Source organism: Leeuwenhoekiella blandensis MED217 (assembly GCF_000152985.1).
Lineage (GTDB): Bacteria > Bacteroidota > Bacteroidia > Flavobacteriales > Flavobacteriaceae > Leeuwenhoekiella > Leeuwenhoekiella blandensis.
This window is the reverse complement of sequence record NZ_CH672395.1, coordinates 410,462-435,384: the sequence shown is the minus strand read 5'-3', so window position 1 is coordinate 435,384 and position 24,923 is coordinate 410,462. Positions and strand designations below refer to the sequence as shown.

The 24,923-nt window shown below is 38.6% G+C and carries 27 protein-coding genes; 14 read left to right on the top strand and 13 right to left on the bottom strand.

Annotation, left to right across the window (positions count from 1 at the left end; all coding sequences use genetic code 11):
• Positions 1-5: 5 nt before the first annotated feature.
• Positions 6-1,421, top strand: coding sequence for a NupC/NupG family nucleoside CNT transporter (locus MED217_RS01880; protein WP_009778777.1), 1,416 nt, complete (start codon positions 6-8; stop codon positions 1,419-1,421).
• A 6-nt stretch (positions 1,422-1,427) separates the two neighbouring features.
• Here the strand turns inward: MED217_RS01880 and MED217_RS01875 are convergent, their stop codons facing one another.
• Positions 1,428-1,796, bottom strand: coding sequence for a hypothetical protein (locus MED217_RS01875; RefSeq protein WP_009778776.1), 369 nt, complete (start codon positions 1,794-1,796; stop codon positions 1,428-1,430).
• A 133-nt stretch (positions 1,797-1,929) separates the two neighbouring features.
• On the opposite strand from MED217_RS01875, the gene MED217_RS01870 reads away from it, so the two are divergent.
• The 4 genes from MED217_RS01870 to egtD all read left to right on the top strand — a co-directional run bounded on the left by MED217_RS01870 (position 1,930) and on the right by egtD (position 5,454).
• Positions 1,930-2,781, top strand: coding sequence for a thymidylate synthase (locus tag MED217_RS01870; protein WP_009778775.1), 852 nt, complete (start codon positions 1,930-1,932; stop codon positions 2,779-2,781).
• Between the two features lie 25 nt (positions 2,782-2,806).
• The gene (locus MED217_RS01865) at positions 2,807-3,220 is read left to right on the top strand and encodes an energy transducer TonB (protein ID WP_009778774.1); all 414 of its coding nucleotides are present in this window, start codon (positions 2,807-2,809) and stop codon (positions 3,218-3,220) included.
• An 82-nt stretch (positions 3,221-3,302) separates the two neighbouring features.
• Positions 3,303-4,469, top strand: a complete 1,167-nt coding sequence (gene egtB, locus MED217_RS01860; RefSeq protein WP_009778773.1) for an ergothioneine biosynthesis protein EgtB — start codon at positions 3,303-3,305, stop codon at positions 4,467-4,469.
• 7 nt (positions 4,470-4,476) lie between these two features.
• A complete protein-coding gene (gene egtD / locus MED217_RS01855; protein WP_009778772.1) occupies positions 4,477-5,454 on the top strand; it encodes an L-histidine N(alpha)-methyltransferase in 978 nt (325 codons plus the stop codon).
• A gap of 21 nt (positions 5,455-5,475) precedes the next feature.
• Here the strand turns inward: egtD and MED217_RS01850 are convergent, their stop codons facing one another.
• Positions 5,476-5,766 (bottom strand): isoamylase early set domain-containing protein, encoded by a 291-nt coding sequence (locus MED217_RS01850; protein ID WP_009778771.1) that lies wholly within the window; start codon positions 5,764-5,766, stop codon positions 5,476-5,478.
• A 189-nt stretch (positions 5,767-5,955) separates the two neighbouring features.
• Positions 5,956-7,026, bottom strand: a complete 1,071-nt coding sequence (locus MED217_RS01845) for an aminotransferase class V-fold PLP-dependent enzyme (protein WP_009778770.1) — start codon at positions 7,024-7,026, stop codon at positions 5,956-5,958.
• A gap of 58 nt (positions 7,027-7,084) precedes the next feature.
• Between MED217_RS01845 and MED217_RS19165 the strand changes: the two genes are divergently transcribed.
• Genes MED217_RS19165 through MED217_RS01830 form a run of 3 tightly spaced genes read left to right on the top strand, consistent with a single transcriptional unit; the run spans position 7,085 to position 8,840 of the window.
• Positions 7,085-7,513 (top strand): 2TM domain-containing protein, encoded by a 429-nt coding sequence (locus MED217_RS19165; protein ID WP_009778769.1) that lies wholly within the window; start codon positions 7,085-7,087, stop codon positions 7,511-7,513.
• Between the two features lie 3 nt (positions 7,514-7,516).
• On the top strand, positions 7,517-8,005 hold the full coding sequence (locus MED217_RS19160) for a dihydrofolate reductase (RefSeq protein WP_009778768.1): 489 nt from the start codon (positions 7,517-7,519) through the stop codon (positions 8,003-8,005).
• Positions 7,992-8,840 (top strand): fructosamine kinase family protein, encoded by an 849-nt coding sequence (locus MED217_RS01830; protein WP_009778767.1) that lies wholly within the window; start codon positions 7,992-7,994, stop codon positions 8,838-8,840. The genes MED217_RS19160 and MED217_RS01830 overlap by 14 nt, the downstream gene beginning before the upstream one ends.
• Here the strand turns inward: MED217_RS01830 and MED217_RS01825 are convergent.
• Entirely contained in the window at positions 8,837-9,226 is a 390-nt protein-coding gene (locus MED217_RS01825; protein ID WP_154648889.1) for a hypothetical protein, read from the bottom strand. The two genes, MED217_RS01830 and MED217_RS01825, sit on opposite strands and share 4 nt — an antisense overlap.
• 127 nt (positions 9,227-9,353) lie before the next feature.
• Between MED217_RS01825 and fabD the strand changes: the two genes are divergently transcribed.
• Entirely contained in the window at positions 9,354-10,235 is an 882-nt protein-coding gene (gene fabD / locus MED217_RS01820) for an ACP S-malonyltransferase (RefSeq protein WP_009778765.1), read from the top strand.
• Positions 10,236-10,310: 75 nt separating this feature from the next.
• Here the strand turns inward: fabD and MED217_RS01815 are convergent, their stop codons facing one another.
• From MED217_RS01815 to MED217_RS01800, 4 genes are all read right to left on the bottom strand, one after another.
• Entirely contained in the window at positions 10,311-10,547 is a 237-nt protein-coding gene (locus tag MED217_RS01815; RefSeq protein WP_009778764.1) for a hypothetical protein, read from the bottom strand.
• 409 nt (positions 10,548-10,956) lie between these two features.
• Positions 10,957-11,160 (bottom strand): hypothetical protein, encoded by a 204-nt coding sequence (locus MED217_RS01810; protein WP_040533129.1) that lies wholly within the window; start codon positions 11,158-11,160, stop codon positions 10,957-10,959.
• A gap of 45 nt (positions 11,161-11,205) precedes the next feature.
• Positions 11,206-11,952: a TIGR03915 family putative DNA repair protein gene (locus MED217_RS01805; RefSeq protein ID WP_009778762.1), complete on the bottom strand. Its 747-nt coding sequence runs from the start codon at positions 11,950-11,952 to the stop codon at positions 11,206-11,208.
• Between the two features lies 1 nt (position 11,953).
• Positions 11,954-13,213, bottom strand: coding sequence for a putative DNA modification/repair radical SAM protein (locus MED217_RS01800; RefSeq protein WP_009778761.1), 1,260 nt, complete (start codon positions 13,211-13,213; stop codon positions 11,954-11,956).
• Positions 13,214-13,309: 96 nt separating this feature from the next.
• Between MED217_RS01800 and MED217_RS01795 the strand changes: the two genes are divergently transcribed.
• A complete protein-coding gene (locus MED217_RS01795) occupies positions 13,310-14,080 on the top strand; it encodes a LexA family transcriptional regulator (protein WP_009778760.1) in 771 nt (256 codons plus the stop codon).
• A 123-nt stretch (positions 14,081-14,203) separates the two neighbouring features.
• Here MED217_RS01795 and MED217_RS01790 read toward each other — a convergent pair whose 3' ends face one another.
• Positions 14,204-14,440 (bottom strand): hypothetical protein, encoded by a 237-nt coding sequence (locus tag MED217_RS01790; protein WP_009778759.1) that lies wholly within the window; start codon positions 14,438-14,440, stop codon positions 14,204-14,206.
• A 6-nt stretch (positions 14,441-14,446) separates the two neighbouring features.
• Complete coding sequence (locus tag MED217_RS01785; RefSeq protein ID WP_009778758.1) at positions 14,447-14,662, bottom strand: hypothetical protein; 216 nt, start codon at positions 14,660-14,662, stop codon at positions 14,447-14,449.
• A gap of 154 nt (positions 14,663-14,816) precedes the next feature.
• On the opposite strand from MED217_RS01785, the gene MED217_RS01780 reads away from it, so the two are divergent.
• A complete protein-coding gene (locus MED217_RS01780; RefSeq protein WP_009778757.1) occupies positions 14,817-15,473 on the top strand; it encodes a DUF2461 domain-containing protein in 657 nt (218 codons plus the stop codon).
• Here the strand turns inward: MED217_RS01780 and MED217_RS01775 are convergent.
• Entirely contained in the window at positions 15,455-16,645 is a 1,191-nt protein-coding gene (locus MED217_RS01775) for a 3-deoxy-D-manno-octulosonic acid transferase (protein WP_230199226.1), read from the bottom strand. The genes MED217_RS01780 and MED217_RS01775 overlap by 19 nt on opposite strands.
• 208 nt (positions 16,646-16,853) lie before the next feature.
• Here MED217_RS01775 and MED217_RS01765 point away from each other — a divergent pair, with 208 nt between their 5' ends.
• Together MED217_RS01765 and MED217_RS01760 are read left to right on the top strand one after the other, a co-directional pair.
• On the top strand, positions 16,854-17,987 hold the full coding sequence (locus tag MED217_RS01765; RefSeq protein ID WP_009778754.1) for a DegT/DnrJ/EryC1/StrS family aminotransferase: 1,134 nt from the start codon (positions 16,854-16,856) through the stop codon (positions 17,985-17,987).
• A gap of 12 nt (positions 17,988-17,999) precedes the next feature.
• Positions 18,000-19,271: a metal-dependent hydrolase family protein gene (locus tag MED217_RS01760; protein WP_009778753.1), complete on the top strand. Its 1,272-nt coding sequence runs from the start codon at positions 18,000-18,002 to the stop codon at positions 19,269-19,271.
• A gap of 24 nt (positions 19,272-19,295) precedes the next feature.
• Here MED217_RS01760 and MED217_RS01755 read toward each other — a convergent pair whose 3' ends face one another.
• Positions 19,296-19,862, bottom strand: coding sequence for a nitroreductase family protein (locus tag MED217_RS01755; protein ID WP_272985506.1), 567 nt, complete (start codon positions 19,860-19,862; stop codon positions 19,296-19,298).
• Positions 19,863-20,123: 261 nt separating this feature from the next.
• Between MED217_RS01755 and MED217_RS01750 the strand changes: the two genes are divergently transcribed.
• Positions 20,124-22,085 carry an OmpA family protein gene (locus MED217_RS01750; protein ID WP_009778751.1) on the top strand — a complete coding sequence of 654 codons (1,962 nt, stop codon included), beginning with the start codon at positions 20,124-20,126 and terminating at the stop codon, positions 22,083-22,085.
• Positions 22,086-22,247: 162 nt separating this feature from the next.
• On the opposite strand, the gene MED217_RS01745 is transcribed toward MED217_RS01750, so the two are convergent.
• Positions 22,248-24,923, bottom strand: coding sequence for an AsmA-like C-terminal region-containing protein (locus MED217_RS01745; RefSeq protein WP_009778750.1), 2,676 nt, complete (start codon positions 24,921-24,923; stop codon positions 22,248-22,250).

Below are 24,923 nucleotides of genomic sequence, written 5' to 3'. Positions count from 1 at the left end.
TATAGATGCGAAAATTACTCTTATTCCTAATTGTCACCCTATCTGCTAGTCTAAATACCTTTGCTCAAAGCGCACAAGAAATTCTTCCTGTAGAAGCAAGCAAAACTATTATACCCAACGCCGGTTTTTCTTTTGACAGCCTGTGGCGTGGTGTTTTAGGAATGGTTTGTTTACTGGTAATTGCTTACCTGTGCAGCACAAACCGAAAAGCAATCAATTGGAAAACCATAGGAATAGGTCTTGGAGCACAGCTCTTACTGGCCATTGGCGTTTTAAAAGTTCCTTTTGTTCAAAAATCTTTTGAATTTGTAGGGAAGATCTTTGTAAAGATCCTTGATTTTACTGCTGCAGGTAGTGAATTTCTCTTAGGCGGAATGATGGATGTCGACAGCTATGGCTTCATATTTATATTTCAGGTGTTACCTACTATCATTTTCTTCTCGGCCTTAACTTCGGTATTATATTATTTAGGTATTGTACAAATCGTGGTTAAGGGGATGGCCTGGGTACTCACTAAACTTTTAGGCATTTCTGGTGCCGAAAGTTTATCGGTTGCGGGAAATATATTTTTGGGTCAAACTGAAGCACCATTGATGATCAAAGCCTATTTAGAACGTATGACACGTTCTGAGATCCTTCTCGTTATGGTAGGGGGAATGGCAACCGTAGCCGGTGGTGTATTAGCAGCTTATATTGGGTTTCTAAGTGGTGACGATGCTGCACTTCGGCTTGAATTTGCCCGACATTTATTGGCTGCATCTGTTATGGCAGCGCCGGGAGCCATTGTTATCTCAAAACTTTTGTATCCGCAACAAATGCCTATCGATTCGAGCGTTGAAGTTTCTTCAGATAAAATAGGCTCTAATATTCTAGATGCTATCGCTACCGGTACTACCGAAGGTTTAAAACTTGCCGCCAACGTAGGTGCAATGCTCCTTGTTTTTGTTGCGTTTATTGCAATGATCAACTACGGTCTTGGCAAAATTGGCGAAGTAACTACTTTAAATGATGTTCTTGCAACGCATACTCCCTACTCTAGCTTTTCTTTAGAAGCGGTATTGGGAACCATTTTCGCGCCGCTTATGTGGCTTATAGGTGTTGCCTCAGAAGATATTATGCTTATGGGGCAATTGCTCGGTATCAAATTGGCTGCCAGTGAATTTGTAGGCTACATTCAGCTTGCTGAACTTAAAAACCCACTTAACGAATTGAGTTTCACCTATCAAAAATCGGTGATAATGGCAACCTATTTATTATGTGGTTTTGCCAATTTTGCTTCGATAGGAATTCAAATTGGAGGAATAGGCTCGTTAGCACCCGGACAAAGAAAAACACTTTCAGAATTTGGTCTTAAAGCTGTTTTGGGAGGAACCCTTGCGTCATTACTTTCAGCAACAATCGCCGGAATGATTATTGGTTAAGAACTTTTATTCAAAAGTTAGCGCCCATTCTTCAGCAGCCTTATACGTTGTAAAAAAAGCAAAAGAACCTTTATAATAGCCTTGCTCAACAATGAGTTCGTCACGACGCGCTGCACCTTCTGGCGAAACGACAGCAAGTCCTTGCATTTTAGAAAGGTTAAGCGATTTCATATTTATGGGGTCAAAACTCGTATTAAGACCGCGTTCTGAAATCACAACGTATTTCGCCCCCTCATAAAACGCTTCAATATCCTTAAATATCTGTTTAGAATATTCAAGTTCTACAACATCCAAATCTTCACGAAATTTAACATGTATGAAGCTTGGATAATATTTGGCCTCTCCAAACGGATAAGGAATTGTTTTTAATAGCATCGAACTAAAATAAGCATTTTACAACAGGCGAAAATAGTCATTATTAGTTAATAAATTATTAATTAAAAAAATCATATTCACAATTTCGCTCACCAGTAAACCCTTATTTTTACCAAAAATCGAATAAGCTGCTATGCAACAGTATCATGATCTCGTCAAACATATTTTAAACAACGGCGCACAAAAAGGCGACCGCACCGGCACAGGGACCTTAAGCGTTTTTGGATATCAAATGCGTTTTGATCTAAGTGAAGGCTTCCCTATGGTCACCACCAAAAAACTACATTTAAAATCGATTATTTATGAGTTACTTTGGTTTTTAAAAGGCGATACCAATATTGAATACTTAAAGGAACACGGCGTTCGTATCTGGAACGAGTGGGCAGATGAAGATGGAAACTTGGGTCCTGTTTATGGACATCAATGGCGCAATTGGAACAGTGAAGAAATTGACCAGATCAAAGAGGTGATTGAATCTCTAAAAAACAACCCTAACAGTAGACGTATGCTCGTAAGCGCCTGGAATCCCAGCGTTATGCCAGATACTTCCAAATCTTTTGCTGAAAACGTAGCCAATGGTAAAGCAGCTTTACCACCGTGTCATGCGTTTTTTCAATTTTATGTTGCACCGGGCGATCCGGAGGCTGAGGATAAACGCCCAAAACTCTCATGTCAACTCTACCAGCGCAGTGCAGACGTATTTTTAGGAGTACCTTTTAATATCGCATCCTATGCATTGTTTACCATGATGATGGCTCAAGTATGCGATTATGCACCTGGTGATTTTATTCACACCTTTGGTGACGCGCACATCTACAACAACCATATTGAACAATTAAATTTGCAATTGACCCGCGAAATACGCAAATTACCCACAATGACACTTAACCCAGAGGTAAAGGACATTTTTAGTTTTTCATTTGATGATTTTAAACTAGAGAATTATGACCCACATCCTCATATTAAGGGTAAGGTCGCTATTTAAATCAATCCCCAAATCTTCAATTATTATGAAATCAGTTCTGTTCATTGCCGCCCTACTTTTAACCTCGATTACTTTTGCTCAAGAAGGAGTGACAGTTTCTGGCAATGCAATCTCCATCAAAGAAATACCACCTGTTTGGCCCGGCTGCGAAGGCTCAATTGCCGAAAAGAAAGCTTGCTTTAAAAAGCAATTGGTAAAGCACGTCGTATCTAATTTTAGATTTCCTGAAGGCTATACCAAAGGAAGTGTCAAAGAAAAAGTTATTGTAGACTTCGTTATTAATGAAGAAGGAAAACCCCAAATTCTTGGCGTAAAAGGTGGCACCAAAGTTTTGCAGGAAGAAGCTAAACGCAACATTTTGGCTATCCCAAAAATGACTCCGGGAATGGCTGGAGGCAAACCAAGAGCCATTAAATACAGCATGCCTTTTACCTTTTAACTAGGGCTTAACGTATTGCAAGCTAAAGCGTAGCAGGAATTCTCGTAAATTTGAGAATAACCACTGGTTATATCTCATTATTATGATTGCTACTTCTACTACGCTTCTAGATTTTTTATTAGAAACTCGTACGCATTCTGAAACTATCTGTAAGCCTTTACAGATAGAAGATTATGTTGTACAACCTATCGTTGATGTCTCTCCTCCAAAATGGCATTTAGGGCACACTACATGGTTTTTTGAGGATTTTATTTTAAAAAAGCACAAGTCAGACTATCAAGAGTACAATTCTAATTTCTCTTTTGTTTTTAATAGTTATTACGAAAGCATGGGCGCCAGAGTGGTGCGCACCGATCGCGGAAATCTCTCACGCCCTACTGTAGAAGAAGTTTATGCGTATCGTAAACACGTAACCCATCATCTTAAAGAATTATTGGAGCAAACTGAAGCTTCAGAAGAACTGCACTCTCTTGTAGAAATAGGAATTCATCATGAGAAACAGCATCAGGAATTGTTACTCACAGACATCAAGTACATTCTTGGAAACAATCCGCTGCAACCGATGTACACATCAGATTTTTCAGAATACACCCCTTCACAACATAAACAAGAGTGGATTCATAAAGAAGCGGGTATTTATGAAATTGGTCATCATGACGATTCTTTTTGTTATGACAATGAGTTGGGAAGACACAAAGTATATCTCAATGATTTTAAAATTTCAAACCAACTTGTCACTAATAAAGAATATTTAGAATTTATTGAAGACGGTGGTTACGAGCAAGTCTTACTTTGGCACAGTGAAGGCTGGGAATGGGTAAAAAGTCTTCCTACCAAGGCGCCTCAATACTGGCAGAAACAGGAAGACAATTGGTTTTATTTTGGCCTAGCCGGTGTAAAGCCCTTAGACTTAAAAGCCCCCGCAACACATCTATCGTATTACGAGGCTTTTGCGTATGCACAATGGAAAGGTTGCCGCCTTCCTACCGAGTTTGAATGGGAAGCTTCACAAGATCAGTTAGAATGGGGACAACGCTGGGAATGGACGGAAAGCGCTTACCTTCCTTACCCTAATTATCAAAAAGCTCCCGGTGCCTTAGGCGAGTATAATGGTAAATTTATGGTGAGCCAAAAAGTCCTGAGAGGTGGTTCTGTTGCCACATCAGACAAACATACCAGACCCACCTATCGCAACTTTTTTCACCCACAGCTTCGTTGGCAATTCACAGGAATTCGGCTAGCGCAATAACACCACTATGAAAACTACTACCAAGATTGAATTTCAAAATACCTTTGAAAAGGAGGTTTATGAAGGGCTTACGGCTTTTCCTAAGCGCTTATCCTCAAAATGGTTCTATGATAAAAAGGGAGATAAATTGTTTCAGAAAATCATGGAGCTTCCGGAGTACTATCTCACTTCTTGTGAATACAACATCATAGAAAAACATCAGGAAGAAATCGCTAAGTTGTTTGATGAACCACAGGGTTTTGATCTGGTAGAATTAGGCGCAGGGGACGGAAAAAAAACAAAAATTCTTCTTGAAAAATTTTATGAAGAAAATTTAGATTTTACCTATCGGCCCATCGACATTAGTGCAAGTGTACTTGAAGAACTGGAGGAAAGCATTCAGGAAAAATGGCCACAACTCGACATTCAAACTGAACAAGGAATGTACTTTGACGTGCTCAAAAAGCTAGGGAATCGCGATACAGCACGCAAAATGGTGATTATGGTGTTAGGTTCAAACATTGGTAATCTCACACATCCTCAGGCTATAGATTTTCTAGTAAATATTAGAAAATCGATGCAACCGGAAGATTTACTGTTTATGGGACTAGATCAGAAAAAAGACCCTCAACAAATACTAAATGCTTACAACGACACCCAGGAGATTACAGCAGAATTCAATAAGAACATCCTAAGACGCATCAATACCGAATTAGACAGTAACTTCAATACGGAAGCCTTTAAACATTGGCCTGTTTATGATCCTGAAACAGGAACTGCAAAGAGCTTCCTAGTAAGCACAACCCAACAAAAAGTCACACTCAAAAAACTCAACATTGAGGTTAATTTTGCCCCTTGGGAAAGCATACATACTGAAATTTCCCAGAAATACGATGATGATGTCGTGCAATGGCTCGCGCAGGAGGCTGGACTAGAGATCACAGCTCAATTCAGCGATACGCAAAAGCAGTTTACAGACTATGCTTTTAAACGAAAAGCCGAGTAAAATAAGCCGCCTCTAAAATTATTAAAGCGTAAGCACACTGTTATCGGCACCTGCAAAGTCATTCCATTGGTAACCGTCTGCTTCCGGCTCGTTCATCCACTCCCCGTCTACGGCATATTTGAATTCATAAGAAGCTTCAACAGGAATATTTATAGCACCTTTAAAAGAACCGTTTTTCAGTTTTTTTAATTCTACTTTTTCCCATTCGTTAAAGTCACCGGCCACAGCTACCGAATTAGCATCGATATCTAAAACAGTGAACGTTACTTTACATTCTGGTTTTGACTTTAAAAATTGTTTGGTGATAGGCATAACGATTTTCTTTTCGATTTAAACAAATTTAAGACTGAACATCCGATAAAATTCATTAAACCAGCATTTTAGCTTAATTTTTTTTGAATATCCAGTTTTATAAGCTTTTGAAAATCAATACTTAAACACGAAAACGATTTCAATTTAAATAATCGCACATAATTAACAACCTGAACGATTGGTTTAATGCTAAATTAACTTCAGAAGCTTCTCCAAATCACTTTCCGTATTAAAATAATGGAAACTTACACGAATACCTGATCCACGTTGTGAACAAATGACATCGTGTGACCGAAGCTTTTCAAATAATTTTTGATCTCCCGTAATATTAAAGATCGATGAATGTATTTTACGCTCAAGCACCACATCATCTAGTAAATTACGGCTAGAAAATTCTTCAATAGCTCTTCGTTTCAAAAGCTCGATCTGTGTTGAAATAGTGTCATATCCCACTTTTTTAACCAACTGAAGCGCCGCCTGCAAGCTACCTAAGTTAAGCGTATCAATGTGACCCGGTTCAAATTTACCAATCAAAGAGTGCTCATTTTCTTTGTACAAGCCGCGTACCGAACCAAAACCTACAGCTTTTGGTTTTAGCACTTGTTCCACACCTTCTTTAAACAAAAAGAAACCATTACCATAACCCGCATTCAACCATTTATAAGCACTTGCCCCCAAAATATCTAGTCCGCTAGCTTCAAAATCAAAAGGCTCCACGCCGCAATACTGGGTTCCATCACCACAAATCAATAAATCCGGATACTCCTTTTTTAAGGCTTTAAGAAATTCAAAATCCACTTGCACACCACTCACATACTGCACAAGACTCAGACAAAAAACATCAGGCTTATGCTTGGCTACTGCTTCTAAAATATTTTCCTCAAGATTAGTATTGATCTCGGCATAACACACTTCAAAATCACGCGCTTCAACAGGCCAGTTGATCGAAGGATAATCTTCGGCAAGCAATAAAACCTTGCTATTTGCAGGTAAAGCTTCAAGCATCATATTAAAACCCATAGAGAAACTTGAAACCAGTGCCACACGAGCAGGATTACACTTAAAAAAAGCACCTACATCTTTTCTTACGCTCGTAATAAACTTATCTTGATTATCTTTTAAAAGACTTCCCATCACGAGATAATCCAGATCGTGATTCTGTCTAAAATCCAGTAGTGTTTCTGAAAGCAAGCCTGAACCTGCAGTATTGAGATGTGTGTAATTTGCCGTGACCGGAAATTCCTTTTTTAAGTTTTTCATAAGGGAGTATAGCGATTAAATCTTGTAAATTTGATTCTCACACAATTTACTTTTTCTTATGTTCTCAAAAAAGCAGGAAACGACAAAAATAGACCGCGAGCAGCGAGAACTTATTGAATATGCTCAATACAGAATCAAACAAAAAAAGAATCTTTTCAGACATTTTATTGTCTTTCTTGCCGGTGCTGTACTGTTCATCATTCTGAATAAATTTCTTGATTTTGGTGTCAATTTTAGACCTGCACAGGTAGATTGGTTTGTATGGGCAACGCTCATTTGGTTTTTCTTCTTTTTAATTCATTTTTTGAATGTATTTCTGTTCAGCAGTTTCATGAATAAGAAGTGGGAAAATGAGCAGCTTGATAAACTCGTAGCCAAGCAGCAAGCAAAAATTGAAAAACTAAAAACAAAAGTTGAAAAAGAACATCCTTTACCTACAACCTCAAAACCTGAAATCACCAGACCTAATACGCCTTTAGAACCATAAATAATGAAAATAACATTGATCGCTGCGGCCGCAGAAAATAATGCTTTAGGAAAGGATAATGACTTAGTTTGGCACTTGCCTGATGATTTTAAACGCTTTAAAAAATTGACTTCGCATCATCACATCATTATGGGAAGAAAGACGTTTGAATCATTTCCTAAACCTTTACCTAATAGAACGCACATTGTTATCACACGAAAAAGCGATTATGATGCCGGAGAACATATTATTGTAGTTAATAGTATCGAGGAAGCTATTAAAACTGTGGTTGATGATGAGAATCCGTACATTATTGGCGGCGGCGAAATTTATAAGCTTGGGATGGAATTTGCCACGCATATAGAACTCACTCGAGTTCACGGCACTTTTGAAGCTGATGCGTTTTTCCCGGAAATTGATGATGACACTTGGGAGTTGCTTGAAGAATCTTATCACCCTAAGGACGAGAAACACGACTATGCTTTTACCTATCTAACGTATGCTAAACGCTGATTTCAAAACCCATCTTGAATCTACACTAAACACTACCCTAACCGAAATACGTCCTTTATCAGGCGGCGACATTAATAATGTTTACCTATTAAAAACTGAAGAGAAGCACTTTGTCATCAAAGTCAATGATGCAAAACGCTATCCCAATATGTTTGACCTTGAAGCAAAAGGTCTTCAGGAACTTCGACAAGCTGAAAGCTTCCAGATCCCGAAAGTTATACAAGTTGGAAACTTCGGCACAGATAGCTTTTTAATTCTTGAGTATATTGATGCCAAACCGAAACATCCAAAGTTTGCAGAAATTTTTGGCAATAGCTTGGCAAAAATGCATCAAGCTACTGCTCCTTTTGGGTTTGCTGAAGATAATTACATCGGGAGCCTACCTCAATACAATACGCAAAAAACGGATGCAGCGAGTTTTTATATAGAGCAACGTTTGCTGCCACAGTTTGAAATGGCTTCCGAGCAAGGTTATGCTTTCAAAAATCTAGATGGCTTTTATAACACGATAACCGATCTCATCCCGCTTGAGCCGGCTTCCCTGATTCACGGTGATTTATGGGGAGGCAATTATATCATTAATGAACAAGGTTTCCCGGCACTTATAGACCCCGCGACCTGTTACGCGCCCCGGGAGATGGATCTTGCAATGATGCAACTTTTTGGCGGTTTTGAAGCTGAAATTTTTAACGTGTACAATGAAGCATTTCCGCTGGCTGAAGACTGGCAAAGCCGAATAAAACTCTGGCAACTTTATTACATTCTGGTTCACGTGAACCTTTTTGGGGGGCATTACTACAACACAGCAATATCGATTCTAAAGATCTACAGCTAATCTTCAACGGTTTGTGTGGTTATCAAAATAAGCATTCGTCTACGGTGAGAGGGATATCCCATAACACTGTCTATTCTTTTTACAAAATTGATGGCACGAGCTTGCTTCAATATGCTTTCTTTATATTCTTTAAAATCATTTACAGGTAAAACCTGACCATCAACAATGTAGATGTAGTTTTCAGCATCTTTCTGTTTTAAATAAAAATCAACCTGCATTTTAGCCTCTTTTATAGAAGCCCTTTTGCTTTCATTAGCCCATTGATATGCAGGATTTTGCTTGAGTGGAAGATTACTGATCGCATCATATTGCGCATACATAGCAGTAGTTGAAAAAACCCAGACTAAAAAAACGAGTATTTTAAAATATTGATTGTGTTTCATCATTAAGATCATTTCCTATATCATTCAAAATAAGCAACTTTACAAGAATAAATACCGCACTTTGTATTTATAATTTCTGAATCCATATGTGTATGTGTATTTTTGCAGCACTATTTAGAAAAATCTATTTATGAAAGCATATGTTTTTCCCGGTCAGGGAGCGCAGTTTACCGGAATGGGTAAAGATGTTTATGAAGCCTCAGCCACTGCTCGCGAATTGTTTGAGCGTGCCAATGAGATCCTTGGCTTTGATATAACCAAAATTATGTTTGAAGGCACTGCCGAAGAACTGAAAGAGACCAAAGTAACACAACCGGCGATTTTCTTGCATTCGGTTGCTTTATTTAAAGCTTTGGGAGCGGAAGCGGTACCCCAAATGGTTGCAGGACATTCTTTAGGTGAAATTTCTGCACTTGTAGCTAATGGTGTATTGAGTTTTGAAGACGGTCTTCGCTTAGTCTCGCAGCGTGCACAAGCGATGCAAAAAGCTTGTGACCATGAGCCTTCTACAATGGCTGCTATTTTAGGGCTTGAAGACGAACTTGTAGAATCGGTTTGTGCAGATGTTGATGGTGTGGTGGTTGCAGCAAACTACAATTGCCCGGGACAATTGATCATTTCTGGAGCAATTGATGCGGTAAATGAAGCTTGCGAGCGTTTGAAAGAGCGTGGTGCAAAGCGCGCTTTAGTACTTCCTGTGGGTGGAGCATTTCACTCCCCTCTTATGGAACCTGCTCGAGAGGAGCTTGCTGCCGCAATTGAGAAAACCACTTTTAGTGAACCTACCTGTCCTATTTATCAAAACGTAAGTACCACTGCTGTAACAGATCCTGCTGAAATTAAAAAGAATCTTCTTTTTCAATTGACAGCACCGGTAAAATGGACGCAAAGTGTGAAAAATATGCTAGCCGATGGTGCTTCAGAATTTATTGAAGTGGGTCCCGGAAAAGTATTACAAGGCTTGGTTAAAAAAGTTGACCGCCAAGCTGCAACAAGTAGCGCCAGCGTTTAACCTATAGTATTACAAATCATAAAAAAAGCCCCGAATTTTCATTCGGGGCTTTCTTATATAAATCTCAATTTGAGATTACATGTCGTCGTTTCCTTCAACTTCGTCCTCAACTTCTTGAGCACCTTCTTCAACTGCTGCTTCAGTATCTTCTGCAGCTTCTTCTACAGCATCACCTGCATCTTCCATAGCATCACCCATATCGTCAGCAGCGCTTTCCATAGCGTCTTCAGTTTTTTCTTCGGTAGTTTCGCGACAAGCAGAAACAGAAACCATTAATAAAAGTGCAAATGCACTAAACATAAATTTTTTCATAATTGATGTAATTTTAATTAGCGTTAATTAGTGTCAAATGTATATAAATTAACATCGCTTATTCTTAAATTTTATTAAATATTTTGTCATTTTACGTTTTTGCTAAAAATAACGCAACCCACACAACAAATTGATTATCAATATCTCTTCAATTTTTGGATTTTTCAAAAAAAAAAGTACAGAGACCTATAAATAATCTAACCCGGATAAGTTCTTGAAGCATTCGCTAGCAAAAATTCAATTTAGATGCATCCCGACGGCTATAGAAACAAATTATCAAAGTCTATGTCGATACCAATAAACTAACTCAGGGAAAGCCTCGGAATATTAAACCCTTTGGCGGAGCCAATAAAAAAGCATCTTAAAATTTCTTTTAAAATGCTTTAGCGATATTCGATTGAAATTCTATTTAGTTATCGTCGTTCCCTTGAATCTCGTCATTGAGTTCATCTGCTCCCTCTTGAATGGCCTCACCTGCCTCTTCTGCCGCATCTTCAATATCTTCTCCCATCGCTTCTACAGCTTCTTCTGTTTTTTCTTGCGTGGTCTCTCTACACGAATAAACACTACCTACTAAAGCGATCATTGCTAAACTTAAAAAAATACGTTTCATCTTTGGATTTTTATTGGTTACATAATTAAAAATAATCATTTAATCCTAAAGCGGATTTTTTTCATTCAAGTATTTCCAATACCGTTTGGGAACGTGTTGTAAGTGCAATTTTTTATTGATTCTATTTTTAATCCCTGTACTTACAAAATAATCCTGCCACATTTTATCGTAGTGTTTTTCTTCTTGATGTAATGCCTCTTTTAACTGCTGATCATCAAAATCTAAAGTAACAAACTCAACCCGTTCCAGATCATAGAAAATACCATAGCTACGTTTTTGATCAAAAATTAAAAACTGTTGATCTGCGTATCTGCTTTTAAAATGTTTAGCAATAAGCGGAAGCACATTAAAATCTGGTTCGATCAAGGCAACATACAAATCGTCTTTGGTGCGCTTAAAACGTACAAAAGCTTCCATACGGTGTTTTTCACGGCCTACTTGTTTGGTCAATTGTGCCAATTTGAGAACTGAAGGCTGACCATAATCTTTATCGTTTTTGGTTTTAAGCACATACCGTACCGCATCAAGAATATAGATTTCTTTATCGGGCAGCTCTGTTAAAAACGAGCGGTAAACCGAAGCACTAAACTGCGGAAATTTTCTTAACCCCTCCCATACGCGTGTAGCTTTAGTATCATCGGTATAAACCTGTTGCGCTTCAGCAAAAAAATCGGGCTCATAAAAACGTTCTTCTAGAATTTCGGCATCATCAAGTTGCTCTTGATAAACTATAAAAATAGCGTTGAGCAAGCCTTCAAAACTTCCATCATAAATGAGTTTTTGTAAAGCCATCTTAAAATAAACGCAATTGATCGTTGTACATTTTTTGATACTTACTCTGCGAACTTTGAAGTATTAAACTTTTGATCCTGTGTGGCTCGAGGTCACGCTTTTCCCAGGTTTTAGAATCGCAAATCATAAAATACCTGGCTCGATTGAGTGCTACGCCAATGGTTTTAAGGTGTTCCCAATTGAGTTTTCTGTATTTGCGCGCATTTAGAATCTTGTACATTGACTTCATCCCCAATCCCGGAATACGTGCAAGCATTCGTTTATCTGCAGTATTAACATCAACCGGAAACAAATGCATATTACGCAAAGCCCAACTCAATTTAGGATCGATATCTACATCGAGATTGGGATACTCCTTATTTAAAATTTCGCGTACATCAAAGCCATAAAATCGAAGTAGCCAATCGGTTTGATACAATCTGTTTTCACGCAACATAGGCACTTCGGTTCCCAAAGCCGGTAGTCGCTCATCCTGAAGAACCGGGACATAACCCGAGTAATATACCCGCTTCATATTATAGGTGCTATAATAATGCACTGCAGAATACATAATATCTTTATCGCTTTCGCCGGTAGCTCCCACGATCATTTGCGTACTCTGACCTGCCGGGGCATACACCGGTGTTTTTCTAGAAACTTTTCTATCAGCTTTAAACTGCAGGATCTCATTCTTCACCTTTTCCATCGGCTTGATAAAATCTTTATGATCTTTTTCTGGTGCTAAAAGCTTGAGTCCGGATACAGTAGGAATTTCAATATTTATAGACAGTCGATCTGCGTACAAACCGGCTTCCCGCATCAATTCATCACTGCAACCGGGGATTGATTTTAAGTGAATGTAGCCATTAAAGTTTTCCTCAAGTCTTAACTTTTTTGCCACGGCGATCAAACGCTCCATCGTATAATCTGGACTTGAAAAAATCCCGCTGCTTAAAAATAAACCTTCGATATAATTACGTCTATAGAAATTGATAGTCAAGTCTACCACCTCTTGAATTTTAAAGCCGGCACGCTTGATATCATTACTTTTTCGGCTAACACAATAAGCACAGTCAAAAATGCAATGATTTGTAAGTAAGATCTTGAGCAACGAGATACACCGGCCATCTTCGGTATAACTATGACAGATTCCCATACCACTGCTGTCGCCCAGACCTTTGCCGGTATTAGATCGCTTGCTGCCACTACTGGAACACGAAACATCATATTTGGCAGCATCGGCCAGGATATTTAATTTTTCTCGAATACGCTCAAAATTCATAGTTGGAATTTTTACAAAAATATGTAATTTTTCCGATTAGTGGATTTTTTCCTATCTTTAAATCGGATTTATTCCGAATTATATTACATTTACGCTATGGGAATCAATGATGTATCTGGCGATATTCGCCGTTTTAAACAAATACGGGAAGAGCAAAATCTCACACAATCTGAGTTTGCCGAAGCTTTAGGTATTAAAAATTCTACTGCTGATATTGAACGCGGGCGCACCAAATTATCGGGGCAAATCGTAACCGAACTTTTGCGACTTTACAATGTTAACCCGTTATGGTTATTTGGTTACAGCAATCAAAAATTATTGCACGCCGGTAAAGGCGACGTTAGTCCTAAGGTAGTTACTGTAGATATAGCCGACAATGAGAATCTTGTAATGGTAAATCAAAAGGCTGCAGCAGGATATCCTCATAATGTACAAGATGTAGAGTGGTATCAACAACTTCCTGCTTTTGATCTTCCTTTACCGCAATACCGAAACGCTACTTATCGTGGATTTCAGATTGAAGGAGACAGTATGCTCCCTAATTTTATGCCTGACGATTGGGTTTTAGGAAAAGCCATTGCAAGTATGGATGAAGCCTACAACAACAAAGTGTATGTTGTGGTTCTTCCTGATGCGGTAGTGGTTAAAAAACTTCAGAAATTACCAGATCCTTCTAAAGTGTTACTTATTTCTTTAAATCAAGAATATTTACCTTTTGAAGTTCAAGTGAGTGACATTCAAGAATTATGGCAAGTAAATAGTAAGCTTACTTTTCATTTAGATTCGCCTTCAGAAAGCAATTTATTAAAAGAGCTTCAACAAGGAATGGAAGAATTGAAGAGTCAAATGCGCACCTTGAGAGACTAAAATTTTTCAGCTTATTATAAAAATAAAGCCACCATTTTTAATGGTGGCTTTTGCTTTTTATGGGCACCGCTCAAAGAGTATTATACTCCAAGACTTGCCGAAGGTATTTATTTAAGAAACGCTCTAGTTATCAACCTTTATTTTGGTATTGCCATCAGCGTCTTCTTTGATTTTAACTTCTTTTTCTTCAGTCTCCATCTTCATTTTATAATTTCCGTCATCATCTGTTTTGGTTTCTATTTCAGCACCTTCTTCTTTCATTTCTTCTACCAACTTTTCTTTCTCGCTCTTTTCGCGACAAGAAGTAAATGAGACAGATACTACGAGTAATAGACTCGCAATGATACTTAGCTTTTTCATAATTTTCTATTTATTATCGTCTCCGATATTTTCAATTTCTTCGTCAATTTCTTTATTGACCTCTTGATCTACTTTTTTTGCGGTACGCTCTAAAATGCCCTCACGATCATCTTCGACTTCTACTTCTTTTACCACAACGGTCTCTTTCTCTTCCTGCTCTCTACATGAGTAGGTATTAAACGCTAAAAGACCTAAAACAACTATTCCAATTACTTTTTTCATAATTTAATGATTTGGTTGAAGGACAAAACTAGATAGAATTCCCATTGCTTTCTTTTCTGAATGTATAAATCATTGCTAAAAATTCTAAACAAGGCGTTAAAACCTAGGAAACTAGCGGTACTATAACCGTACAAATGTAACTTTAGGCTAAAAAATGAGCTTTACAGGTTTATATGAATTTCTCAGAGCATTACAGAAAAACAATTCTAAAGAATGGATGGATGACAACCGAAAATGGTATCATGAAGTACGCGACTTTTACATAGACTGGCTCAATCAAATGGATTTAAAACTTGCTGAAATAGATCCTGATTACACGCATACCACGGGTAAAAAAGCCATTAACCGCATTAATAATAATTTACTTTATCATCCTGACCGACCTGTCTATAAAGATCATTTTGGAGCCGGTCTAGACCAAGAAACCAAACAGGGAGATTTCTACATTCACCTGGGTACTTCTGAAAGTTTTATTGCCGGTGGATTTTATAAGCCAAAATCATCGCTGCTTAAAAGTATAAGACAAGCGATTGATTATAACGGTGAAGAATTTGTTGATATACTAGAGAAACCAAGTTTTAAAAAAATGTTTGGCGGCTTAATCGATGATGGTGAGAGCTTGCAAACAGCGCCTAAAGGATTTTCTCAAGACCACAGATTCATAGAACTACTACGTAAAAAGACATTCGCCGTGCAACATGATTTGACTCAAAAATTGGTTACAAGCAGTGACTTTGATGACCACGTAGTAGAAGTTTATAAAGAATTACTTCCGTTTAGGCAGTATCTCAATCAAGCGGTAAGCGTTTGATTTTTGAGATAGTCACAAATTTGCTGGGTAGCTCCTGTATTTTCTGAAATGAAATGACCTGCAATCATTCCTGTTTTTTCACGGAAACTTTTATCTATTACCAGTTGGTTTAAGATTTCGTGAGCTTCCTCGTGAGAAGAAACGGTAAACAAACCTGCAAGCTTTCTTAAATCCTGAGCTTCTGGAAATTTGGAAATTTGAGAACCGGTAATTATAGGAACTCCAAAAGTTGCCGGTTCTAAAATATTATGCAATCCGGTGGTTCCGGCAGCTCCGCCTACGTAGGCAAGATCTGCATACGCATAAATTTTAGTCAAAAATCCGATGGCGTCAATAATTAAGACATCTACATCAAGTGTTGCTCCTTTTTGATATTCAGAATATAAAACACTTTTATTTGTGATCGCATTTTGCAATACCTCAATACGCTCCTTATCGATTTTATGCGGTGCGATGACTGTTTTCATTTGGTTAGAACTATTGATAAAGTCAGCCAATAAGTCAATATCCTCAGGCCACGTGCTACCACACACGAGCAACGTTTCTTGCTTTTTAAATTCAGTTATAAATGGAAGTGTATTATCATACGAAAGTTGTCGGCTTACGCGATCAAATCGGGTATCTCCACTTACAATAGCATTATCAAAGCCCAGCTTTTTTAAATTTTCTAACGAACTGTAGTTCTGTAAAAAAAAATGGTTGAATGCCTCGAGCGATTTTTTCATCCAGCTTCCATAAAATTTGAAAAATGGCTGACTTGTTCTAAACACGCCTGAAATCAAAACGGTATGCACCTTTGATTTTTTTAATACGTAAAGGTAATTGGGCCAAAATTCATACTTTACAAAAATGGCCAACTCCGGTTTTACAATACCGATGAATTGCTTGGCATTGCGCTGCGTATCTAGAGGCAAATAAGTAACAACGTCTGCTAAAGGAGTATTTTTCTTGATCTCATAACCTGAAGGTGAAAAAAAAGTGAGTAGGATTTTGTGCGCTTTATAATCTGTTCGTAGTTGTTCTAAAATCGGTACCGCTTGCTCATATTCCCCTAGAGAAGCTGCATGAAGCCAAATCACCCGATCACCGTTAGCCATTTCTGATTTTAGTACATCAAATACACCGCGACGTGCCACCCTGAATGTCTTCAGCTTGGAGCTGAAAATTCCCAAAACAGGCAGTATAAAATTAAAAAACGCAATATAAAAGGAGTACAGATGTCGCATAGCCTCGCAAAAATAGCCTTTTCCCGGTTAAAAAATACATTGGCGATAGCGGGTAGATTTCGTACTTTCGTACTACCGAAAAAGGATGCTTTTAAACCTAAAACAACTTCAACTTTTTTGGTTTATCAGAACGATTTCGGCATAAAAAATTCTTATGAAAAAAATTCAAATGGTTGACCTTAAAGGTCAGTACCAACCTATAAAAGAGCAAGTAAATCAAAGTATTCAAGAGGTTATTGATACCACCGCCTTCATCAACGGGCCTCAAGTTCACGAATTTCAAAAAGAACTTGAAGAATACCTCAATGTAAAACACGTGATCCCTTGTGCAAACGGTACCGATGCTTTGCAAATTGCAATGATGGGGCTAGGCCTAAAACCTGGAGACGAAGTGATTACTGCAGATTTCACCTTTGCTGCAACTGTAGAGGTCATTGCACTTTTACAACTTACACCGGTACTTGTAGATGTTGATCCTATTGACTTTAATATCGATATTGAAGCGATCAAAAAAGCAATCACTCCTAAGACTAAGGCAATCGTTCCTGTACATTTATTCGGAAAAGCGGCCAATATGGATGCAATTCTTGAAATTGCAGAAGAACATGACCTTTTTGTGATTGAAGATAATGCGCAAGCTATTGGTGCAAATTACACCCATAAAGACGGTAAAAAGGTAAAAACGGGAGCTATTGGCCACGTGGGAAGCACCTCATTCTTTCCTTCTAAAAATTTAGGTTGTTATGGAGATGGTGGGGCCATTTTCACTAACGACGATGCTCTTGCACATACCATTAGAGGGATTGTAAATCACGGAATGTACGAGCGCTACCATCACGATGTCGTGGGGGTGAATTCACGGTTAGATGCGATTCAAGCCGCTGTTTTACGTGCAAAGCTTCCGCATCTTGATGATTATAATGCGCGCAGAAGAGCTTCAGCTTTAAAATACACCGAAAAGCTCCAGGATCATCCTAAAATTATAACACCTACGATTTGTGGTACAGCTTGCGATTGCCACGTATTCCATCAATATACTCTTAGACTCAAGGACGTTGACCGCGATGCTCTGGTAAAACACCTCAATGCCAACGAGATTCCTTGCGGTGTGTATTATCCTATCCCGTTACATAAGCAAAAAGCTTATGCAGATGATAGATACAACGAAGCAGATTTTCCTATTACCAACAAACTGGTACAAGAAGTTATCTCATTACCAATGCATAGCGAGCTTGATGACGAACAAATTGAGTATATTGTAACTAAAATCTTAGAATTTATAGACTAAACAACTACCGACATGCGCACCACTCTTCTCTCACTGATCTTGGCGATCGTTAGCCTTTCTGCTTTTGCTCAAAAAACGTATTTACAAGTAGGCAAACTAGTAGACACCAAAAACGGAAAAATTTTAACTGAAAAAACGATCATAGTATCAGGAGATGAGATTGAAGATGTCGTGGATGGTTACCAATCGGGAGATGGTGAAATTATTGATTTAAAAGATAAAGTTATCCTTCCCGGCTTTGCCGATTTGCACGTTCATATTGAAGGGGAAACCAGCCCCACTCAGTATCTAGAGGAATTCACGCTCAATGAAGCTGATGTTGCATACAAAGCTCAAGAAATTGCGTTTCGCACACTTATGGCGGGCTTCACCACCGTACGCGACCTTGGAGGTAGCGGCGTAAACGTATCCTTACGAAATGCTATCAATACGGGGAAAGTAATAGGGCCTCGTATTTACACTGCAGAAAAAGCCATTGGAACCACCGGTGGTCATGCAGATCCTACTAACGGATACCGAAAAGATCTTATGGGTGATCCGGGACCTAAAGAAGGTGTTGTTAATAATGTTGACGATGCTCGTAAAGCAGTAAGACAACGCTATAAAAATGGTGCAGACTGGATAAAGATTACGGCTACCGGCGGAGTTTTAAGTGTTGCTAAAAATGGTCAAAATCCACAATTTACAGAGGAAGAGATCGAAGCCATCGTAACCACCGGAAAAGATTATGATTTACAAGTTGCTGCACACGCTCACGGAGATGACGGAATGCAACGCGCTGTAAAAGCAGGTGTAAAAACCATTGAACACGGGACGCTTATGAGTGAAGCAACTGCAGATCTGATGGTTGAACACGGTACGTACTACGTACCAACGCTTAGCGCCGGAAAATATGTTGCAGAAAAAGCAAAAATAAAAGATTATTATCCTGCTATAATTGTACCTAAAGCTTTAGAAATAGGGCCACAATTGCAAAAAACCTTTGCGATGGCCTATAAAAAAGGCGTGAATATAGCATTTGGTACCGATGCCGGAGTATTCCCTCATGGAGATAATGCCAAAGAATTTGGATATATGGTGGAAGCAGGAATGCCGGCTATGAAAGCCATTCAATCTGCAACCATTGAAAGTGCCAAAGTTTTAAAAGCTGAAGACAAACTTGGTCAGGTCGCTCCCGGATTTAAAGCCGATATTATCGCGGTGAACGAAGATCCTATCAAAAATATAGACACGCTTAATGAGGTGATTTTTGTAATGAAATCAGGACAAGTGGTAAAAGAATAGTCTTTTACCACGTAAAAGCTCGTTTTAGAACCAAGTGACTTTTTCTTCAATATCGTCGCGCTCGCCTGGTAAAGGTTCGTCTTCAAATGCACCCAAATAGAAAAAGCCTAAACAGCGCTCGCCGTCGGCAAGTTTTAGATCAGAATGCATTTCAGAAATATAGCCTGGTGTGCTCCAGTAACCTCCAAGCCCTAACTCTGCGGTCATCAACCATAAATTTTGCACAGCCATTGCCGTGGCTGCTATTTCCTCCCATTCTGGCACGCTTTCTTTAGGATCACGTTGCATACAAATCACGATAACGGCAGCACTTGAAGTTACCTTTTCTAAGGTTTTTTTGAGTTTGAAGGCTGAAAATTTAGCCTCAGGAGTAACCTTTGTGTATGCTTTAGTAACATAGTCTGCCAGCAAATCTAAAGACTCTTCTCTAAAAACTTTAAAACGCCAAGGTTGGGTTTTTCTGTGTGTTGGCGCCCAATTAGCAGCTTCTAATAGTGTTTTTATTGCTTCTACACTTACCGGTTTTTCTGAAAATTGATTAGGAAAAACAGATCTTCTGTTTTTTATGTGATCGCTTAGCATATATTTCATTTTATTCAAAAGTATAAAGTTAACCCGCTCAAGACAAGAAACACTTCCTTTAGTGGAAAATTCTATTGAGAGTTCAGAAATTAACTCACTTTCTTATACAAGTACTTTTTCAACATACGATTTCTCAATTGTTTATCTAAAAAAAGGGGATTTATCCCCTGCTAATTTTTTATAAATCAGTGAGATTAGACGTTTTACAGCTCTTATTTTAGTTATATTCACAGCCCCTAAATCCTAATTTCAAACTTTTACTTACAAGCTATGCAATCAATTATAGGCAAGCGGTTTCTTCAATTTATATTTCTATTCACGTTTACTTTTTCATTTGCTCAGGAGAAAGAACTTGATAAAGCAGCCAAGAAATTTGAGAGTTATGCATTTATAGATGCTCAAAAGATCTACCTGCGTCTTGCCGGCGAAGGCTATGAATCTGCAGAACTTTTTAAAAAATTAGGCGACAGCTATTATTTTAACGGATTGTATGAAGACAGCGCAAAATGGTATCAAAAACTATTTGATAAGTATGCTGAAACCCTCACTCCAGAAGACCTTTTCAGATATGCACAATCTCTAAAAGGCATTCAAAAATACAGTGAGTCTGATAGAATTATGGAGCGCTTTCGCCAGCTAAAAGGTGGTGACTCACGTGCCGAATTGTTTGAAGAAAAACCAGATTACCTAGAAGAAATAAGCTATAGCGAAAGCGAATATGAAGTAGAAAATCTACGCAGAACCAACTCAAGACTCTCTGATTTTGGGCCTATGTTTTATGAGAACAAACTCATTTTCTCCTCTGCCAGAGATACGGGCTCTACATCAAAATACATCCATAAATGGAACAACGAACCTTTTTTAGATTTCTATGCTGCACCCATAGATGCTGAAACCGGTGAGCTTGGCGTTGTTGAAAAATTTGGCGGGGATGCTATCAATACGCGCTACCACGAGTCTTCTCCAACCTTTACCAGTGATGGCAACACGATGTATTTTACCCGAAATAACTTCAGCAATGGTGTAAAACGCACCGATAAAAACGGAACCGTACGTCTAAAAATCTTCAAATCGGTTAAGAAAGGAGGAAGCTGGGGAGCTCCTGTTGAACTACCATTTAATGACAACAGCTATTCTGTTTCACATCCTGCCTTGAGTCCTGACAACAAACAACTCTATTTCGCCTCAGATATGCCGGGAACTGTAGGATTTTCTGACATTTGGGTGGTCGATATTATAGGTGATAATGAATATAGCGAACCAAAAAATTTAGGACCCATTATCAATACGGAAGGACGTGAAAACTTTCCCTTTATAAGCAAAAAAGGAAATCTTTATTTTTCTTCAGATGGTCGCCCGGGATTGGGTGGACTCGACATCTACGTGGTTGCTACAAAGAAGAATGGCGATGTAGCTTATGTGATCAATTTAGGCGAGCCGGTGAACAGTCCGCAGGATGATTTTGCCTTTATCGTAGATGACTACCTCAATATTGGCTATTTTTCAACAAACCGGTATTTTGGAATGGGAAGCGATGACATCTTTAGATTTTCACGCAAACCTGTTGTGATTCCCGTGTGTACGTCATTGGTTACAGGTACCATTCGCGATAAAGAAACCAATTTACCAATACCTACAGCCACTGTGAGTGTTATTGATCTTGAAGGCAATGTTCTAGAAACAACGCAAGTGAATGAAAATGGAGAATACAGTCTTCGCCCTATTTGTGGTCAGGAAATACTCATACGTGCCGATGAACCCGAATACTACTCTTCTGAATCCCTGATCACCACACCTAAAGGTGGTGGAGACCAAGTGGTAGACTTGTATTTAGAGCCGCGTATCACAAAAATTAATGAAGGCGATGACCTTGCTGATCTTCTTAAGTTAAAGCCTATCTATTTTGATTTTGATCGCTTTAATATCAGACCTGACGCTGCTGAAGAACTTACAAAGGTATTAGCCGTTATGGAGTCTAACCCTTCCCTGGTAGTTGAGATACGATCACACACAGATAGTCGCGGTAATGATGCTTACAACCTCAGCCTTTCTGATAAACGTGCAAAATCTACAGCAGACTGGATCGTAAACCGAGGTATAGAACCCTCTCGAATTTCCGGAGAAGGTTTTGGGGAAACCCAATTAATAAACGATTGTGGTAATGGTGCCGATTGCACCGAAGAACAACACCAACTTAACAGACGATCTGAGTTTATTGTAATAAGCTTTTAATAATTAGATCATTATGATGTAAACCATTTCGGAGCAAGCCGTGGGGCATCGTTTGGAAACGAATGTTCAATTTCGAGGCAAGCCTCGAAGTATTTGACCCTTTGGCGGTGCCAATAAAAAAGAGCGCTACCTGCGCTCTTTTTTATTGGTGTTTCGCAAAGATCAATTATTCGTTTTGGTAGTGTCTGCAGCTTTCTTCTTACCAAACAATCCACCCAGAACATCCTTAACTACTTTTTCTGTCGTTGATTGATTGGTCGTTGATGTAGAATCTTTTGCAGTTTGGGTAGCTGTAGAATCTGTAGTTGTTTTATTCCCTCCTAAAAGACCTCCTAGTACATCTCGTACTTTATCTTCCCCTTGTTGCTTCAATTTATCCTTTTGCGTTGCTACTATTTGTTGTGTCAAATTGGTCACTGCCTGTTGCGTATTTAAAGAAACCTGCGGATTTGTAAAATCACCGGTTAAGTTAATAGGCAAATCGACAGTGTATTTTTCAAGATCGGCATTGCTAAGATTGGCTAACGTACTCCCTACTTTAGACCCAAGATACGATCCCGGCACTTTTAAATTGAGGGTATAATTCATACTGTTTTCAAGACTATGCGTACCGCTCACCCCTACATTAATCCCTTTGATATTGAAATCAAAAGGTTTTACCGTCACCAGACCATTGTCAAAACTCAGCTGGGTTTTTAAGTTACTAAGATCTAGATTTTGTAAATCGATAAAATCTAATTTACTATCTAAAGCGCTTAGCAATTTCATTTGCTGCGGATTCACCTCTGCTGTAAGCAATTGTGCCAAAGCATTACCCGCTAAAGAGGATAACACCGGAGTTAAGTCATCCGTAAGATTTCCTTTAAGCTGAATATTGGTATTCAGTTTTCCTTGAAGAGCTTTAGCAATTGGAGTGAGCTGCTGAAGCATTTCCAATCCATTGAACGACTCACTAATATCAACACTGCTCAAGTCGAGCGCCATTTCAAAAGTTGGAGTTGTATTCTTTGTACTCACATTTCCGTTAAGACCGATGGCTCCACCAAATATATCGGAACTTATATTATTTAAGCTTGCAGTCTCATTTTGAACCGTAACATTTCCTTTTACGTTGCTCAGTGTGATATTATCGTAAATCACCTTTCCGGCAGAAAAATCTAGAGCCGCATCCAGAAAAGAAGGAATCTTAATCGCCGCATTACCTGAACTTGAAGCTGAAGTTGTAGCTGTTTCTTCATCTTGAGTTACTGTTGCATCTTCAACAACACTAAAATCAGCAAGATTAATCAAATTAGAATTTACCGTAAACCGGCCTTTTAAATCTTCTTTAGACAGCACAAACGGAATCAAATTTTCAATGCTTCCTTTAGCCGAAATATCAGTTTGTCCGGTTTGAGCTTCCAAGGTATTTAAAGTAATTGTCCCCGGATTAAAAGTCACATTAGCCTGAGCCATATTCAGCGCATTAGGTAACTCCGGAGATACATATTTAAAATCTTTCAAACTTGCCGTTCCCGAACTTTTGATATTTTGGTAACGCTCTTGCTCCACACTTTCCATATCAAAATTTGCAGTCATATCAACGCTAAGCAATCCATTAATATCTTGATCTAATTCTAACGGATACGCCTGTTCAAGATTCGCCAGATTCAGCTTTCCTTTTAACGCAAGATCTACAAGAGGATTTGTGGTTAAGCGATCTATTCTACCTTTTGCATTAAAAACATCCTGATCAATCCTAAAATTCAAATTCCCCAAGCGTAAGTAGGTATCGTCAACATTTCCGGTTTCATTTACTATTTGTGCATCGATGATAATATCTTCTACAGATTTTGGTAACTCAGGATATTTAAACGAGGCATTATTTGAGTTGATCGCGATATCAAGCATTGGTATATGCGTCTCATCTACGATCCCTTTAATGCTCCCCATAACTTTAAAATCACCTGTGGTGGTCACACCATCTAGGTTCTTTGCGTAGACTTCTGGTATTACTCCTAAGAAATTTTTGAAATCACTCGTAGGTGTTTCAAAAGACAAATCGAGCTCATTATTAGCTTCGTTGATTTGAACAAAACCTTCAAAAACAAGCGGCAATTGATTGACCAAAGCTTCATTTTCTTTAAACGTATACCGCTGCTCATCAAGATTCATCTCGATAACAGCATCGAGTGATAATTTGTTATTGTTTAAATAATTCACCCCGTCTAAATCGAAAGAAGCAAGTGCTTCCGTTTTTGTATTCAGGTTAGAAATCGCTGCAGAAAAGTCACCGTCACCCTCGTGATTAACTTCAGAAAGACGCAAGAAAGTCTGCGTACTTTCATCTAAATAATTGATGCGTGAATTATTCAGCTCATAATGCTGCACTGCAAAACGGAATCCGCCTGAACTATCGGCTAGCGTATCTGCCGTTGCAGTAGCATTGGGATTTTCTTTTGCAATATCATAATTGGCATTTCCTAAACTGTCTACTTTTATATTTACATAAGCATCATCAAGTCGAATCGCATCTATCGCAATGGGCTCTCCTGAAGAAGTCTTAAACAACTGCATCACCCCCATATCAAGTTGTAAAACAGCCCCACTGGCAAGCGTATCGCCGGCAAAAGGCGCATTATTTACAACAGTAAAATTATTCACCTTAACAGCCGCATCAGGAAAACTACTAAAAAGCGTAAGATCAAAATCTTCCCAAGCTACTGTTGCGTTAATATTTTCGTTAATAGAGCGCTTTAGCAAATCTTCTAACGGCCCCCTAAATAAAAAAGGCGCAGCGATGAGTCCTACAATAAGTACCAGCAGTACTATTCCTATAATTTTAAATATCTTTTTCAT

What these genes read in the sequence shown, in the direction of transcription:
- MED217_RS01880 (WP_009778777.1), top strand. Translation starts at nt 6, where the DNA reads ATGCGAAAATTACTCTTATTCCTAATTGTCACCCTATCTGCTAGTCTA.
- MED217_RS01875 (WP_009778776.1), bottom strand. Translation starts at nt 1,796, where the DNA reads ATGCTATTAAAAACAATTCCTTATCCGTTTGGAGAGGCCAAATATTAT.
- MED217_RS01870 (WP_009778775.1), top strand. Translation starts at nt 1,930, where the DNA reads ATGCAACAGTATCATGATCTCGTCAAACATATTTTAAACAACGGCGCA.
- MED217_RS01865 (WP_009778774.1), top strand. Translation starts at nt 2,807, where the DNA reads ATGAAATCAGTTCTGTTCATTGCCGCCCTACTTTTAACCTCGATTACT.
- egtB (WP_009778773.1), top strand. Translation starts at nt 3,303, where the DNA reads ATGATTGCTACTTCTACTACGCTTCTAGATTTTTTATTAGAAACTCGT.
- egtD (WP_009778772.1), top strand. Translation starts at nt 4,477, where the DNA reads ATGAAAACTACTACCAAGATTGAATTTCAAAATACCTTTGAAAAGGAG.
- MED217_RS01850 (WP_009778771.1), bottom strand. Translation starts at nt 5,766, where the DNA reads ATGCCTATCACCAAACAATTTTTAAAGTCAAAACCAGAATGTAAAGTA.
- MED217_RS01845 (WP_009778770.1), bottom strand. Translation starts at nt 7,026, where the DNA reads ATGAAAAACTTAAAAAAGGAATTTCCGGTCACGGCAAATTACACACAT.
- MED217_RS19165 (WP_009778769.1), top strand. Translation starts at nt 7,085, where the DNA reads ATGTTCTCAAAAAAGCAGGAAACGACAAAAATAGACCGCGAGCAGCGA.
- MED217_RS19160 (WP_009778768.1), top strand. Translation starts at nt 7,517, where the DNA reads ATGAAAATAACATTGATCGCTGCGGCCGCAGAAAATAATGCTTTAGGA.
- MED217_RS01830 (WP_009778767.1), top strand. Translation starts at nt 7,992, where the DNA reads ATGCTAAACGCTGATTTCAAAACCCATCTTGAATCTACACTAAACACT.
- MED217_RS01825 (WP_154648889.1), bottom strand. Translation starts at nt 9,226, where the DNA reads ATGATGAAACACAATCAATATTTTAAAATACTCGTTTTTTTAGTCTGG.
- fabD (WP_009778765.1), top strand. Translation starts at nt 9,354, where the DNA reads ATGAAAGCATATGTTTTTCCCGGTCAGGGAGCGCAGTTTACCGGAATG.
- MED217_RS01815 (WP_009778764.1), bottom strand. Translation starts at nt 10,547, where the DNA reads ATGAAAAAATTTATGTTTAGTGCATTTGCACTTTTATTAATGGTTTCT.
- MED217_RS01810 (WP_040533129.1), bottom strand. Translation starts at nt 11,160, where the DNA reads ATGAAACGTATTTTTTTAAGTTTAGCAATGATCGCTTTAGTAGGTAGT.
- MED217_RS01805 (WP_009778762.1), bottom strand. Translation starts at nt 11,952, where the DNA reads ATGGCTTTACAAAAACTCATTTATGATGGAAGTTTTGAAGGCTTGCTC.
- MED217_RS01800 (WP_009778761.1), bottom strand. Translation starts at nt 13,213, where the DNA reads ATGAATTTTGAGCGTATTCGAGAAAAATTAAATATCCTGGCCGATGCT.
- MED217_RS01795 (WP_009778760.1), top strand. Translation starts at nt 13,310, where the DNA reads ATGGGAATCAATGATGTATCTGGCGATATTCGCCGTTTTAAACAAATA.
- MED217_RS01790 (WP_009778759.1), bottom strand. Translation starts at nt 14,440, where the DNA reads ATGAAAAAGCTAAGTATCATTGCGAGTCTATTACTCGTAGTATCTGTC.
- MED217_RS01785 (WP_009778758.1), bottom strand. Translation starts at nt 14,662, where the DNA reads ATGAAAAAAGTAATTGGAATAGTTGTTTTAGGTCTTTTAGCGTTTAAT.
- MED217_RS01780 (WP_009778757.1), top strand. Translation starts at nt 14,817, where the DNA reads ATGAGCTTTACAGGTTTATATGAATTTCTCAGAGCATTACAGAAAAAC.
- MED217_RS01765 (WP_009778754.1), top strand. Translation starts at nt 16,854, where the DNA reads ATGAAAAAAATTCAAATGGTTGACCTTAAAGGTCAGTACCAACCTATA.
- MED217_RS01760 (WP_009778753.1), top strand. Translation starts at nt 18,000, where the DNA reads ATGCGCACCACTCTTCTCTCACTGATCTTGGCGATCGTTAGCCTTTCT.
- MED217_RS01755 (WP_272985506.1), bottom strand. Translation starts at nt 19,862, where the DNA reads ATGAAATATATGCTAAGCGATCACATAAAAAACAGAAGATCTGTTTTT.
- MED217_RS01750 (WP_009778751.1), top strand. Translation starts at nt 20,124, where the DNA reads ATGCAATCAATTATAGGCAAGCGGTTTCTTCAATTTATATTTCTATTC.
- MED217_RS01745 (WP_009778750.1), bottom strand. Translation starts at nt 24,923, where the DNA reads ATGAAAAAGATATTTAAAATTATAGGAATAGTACTGCTGGTACTTATT.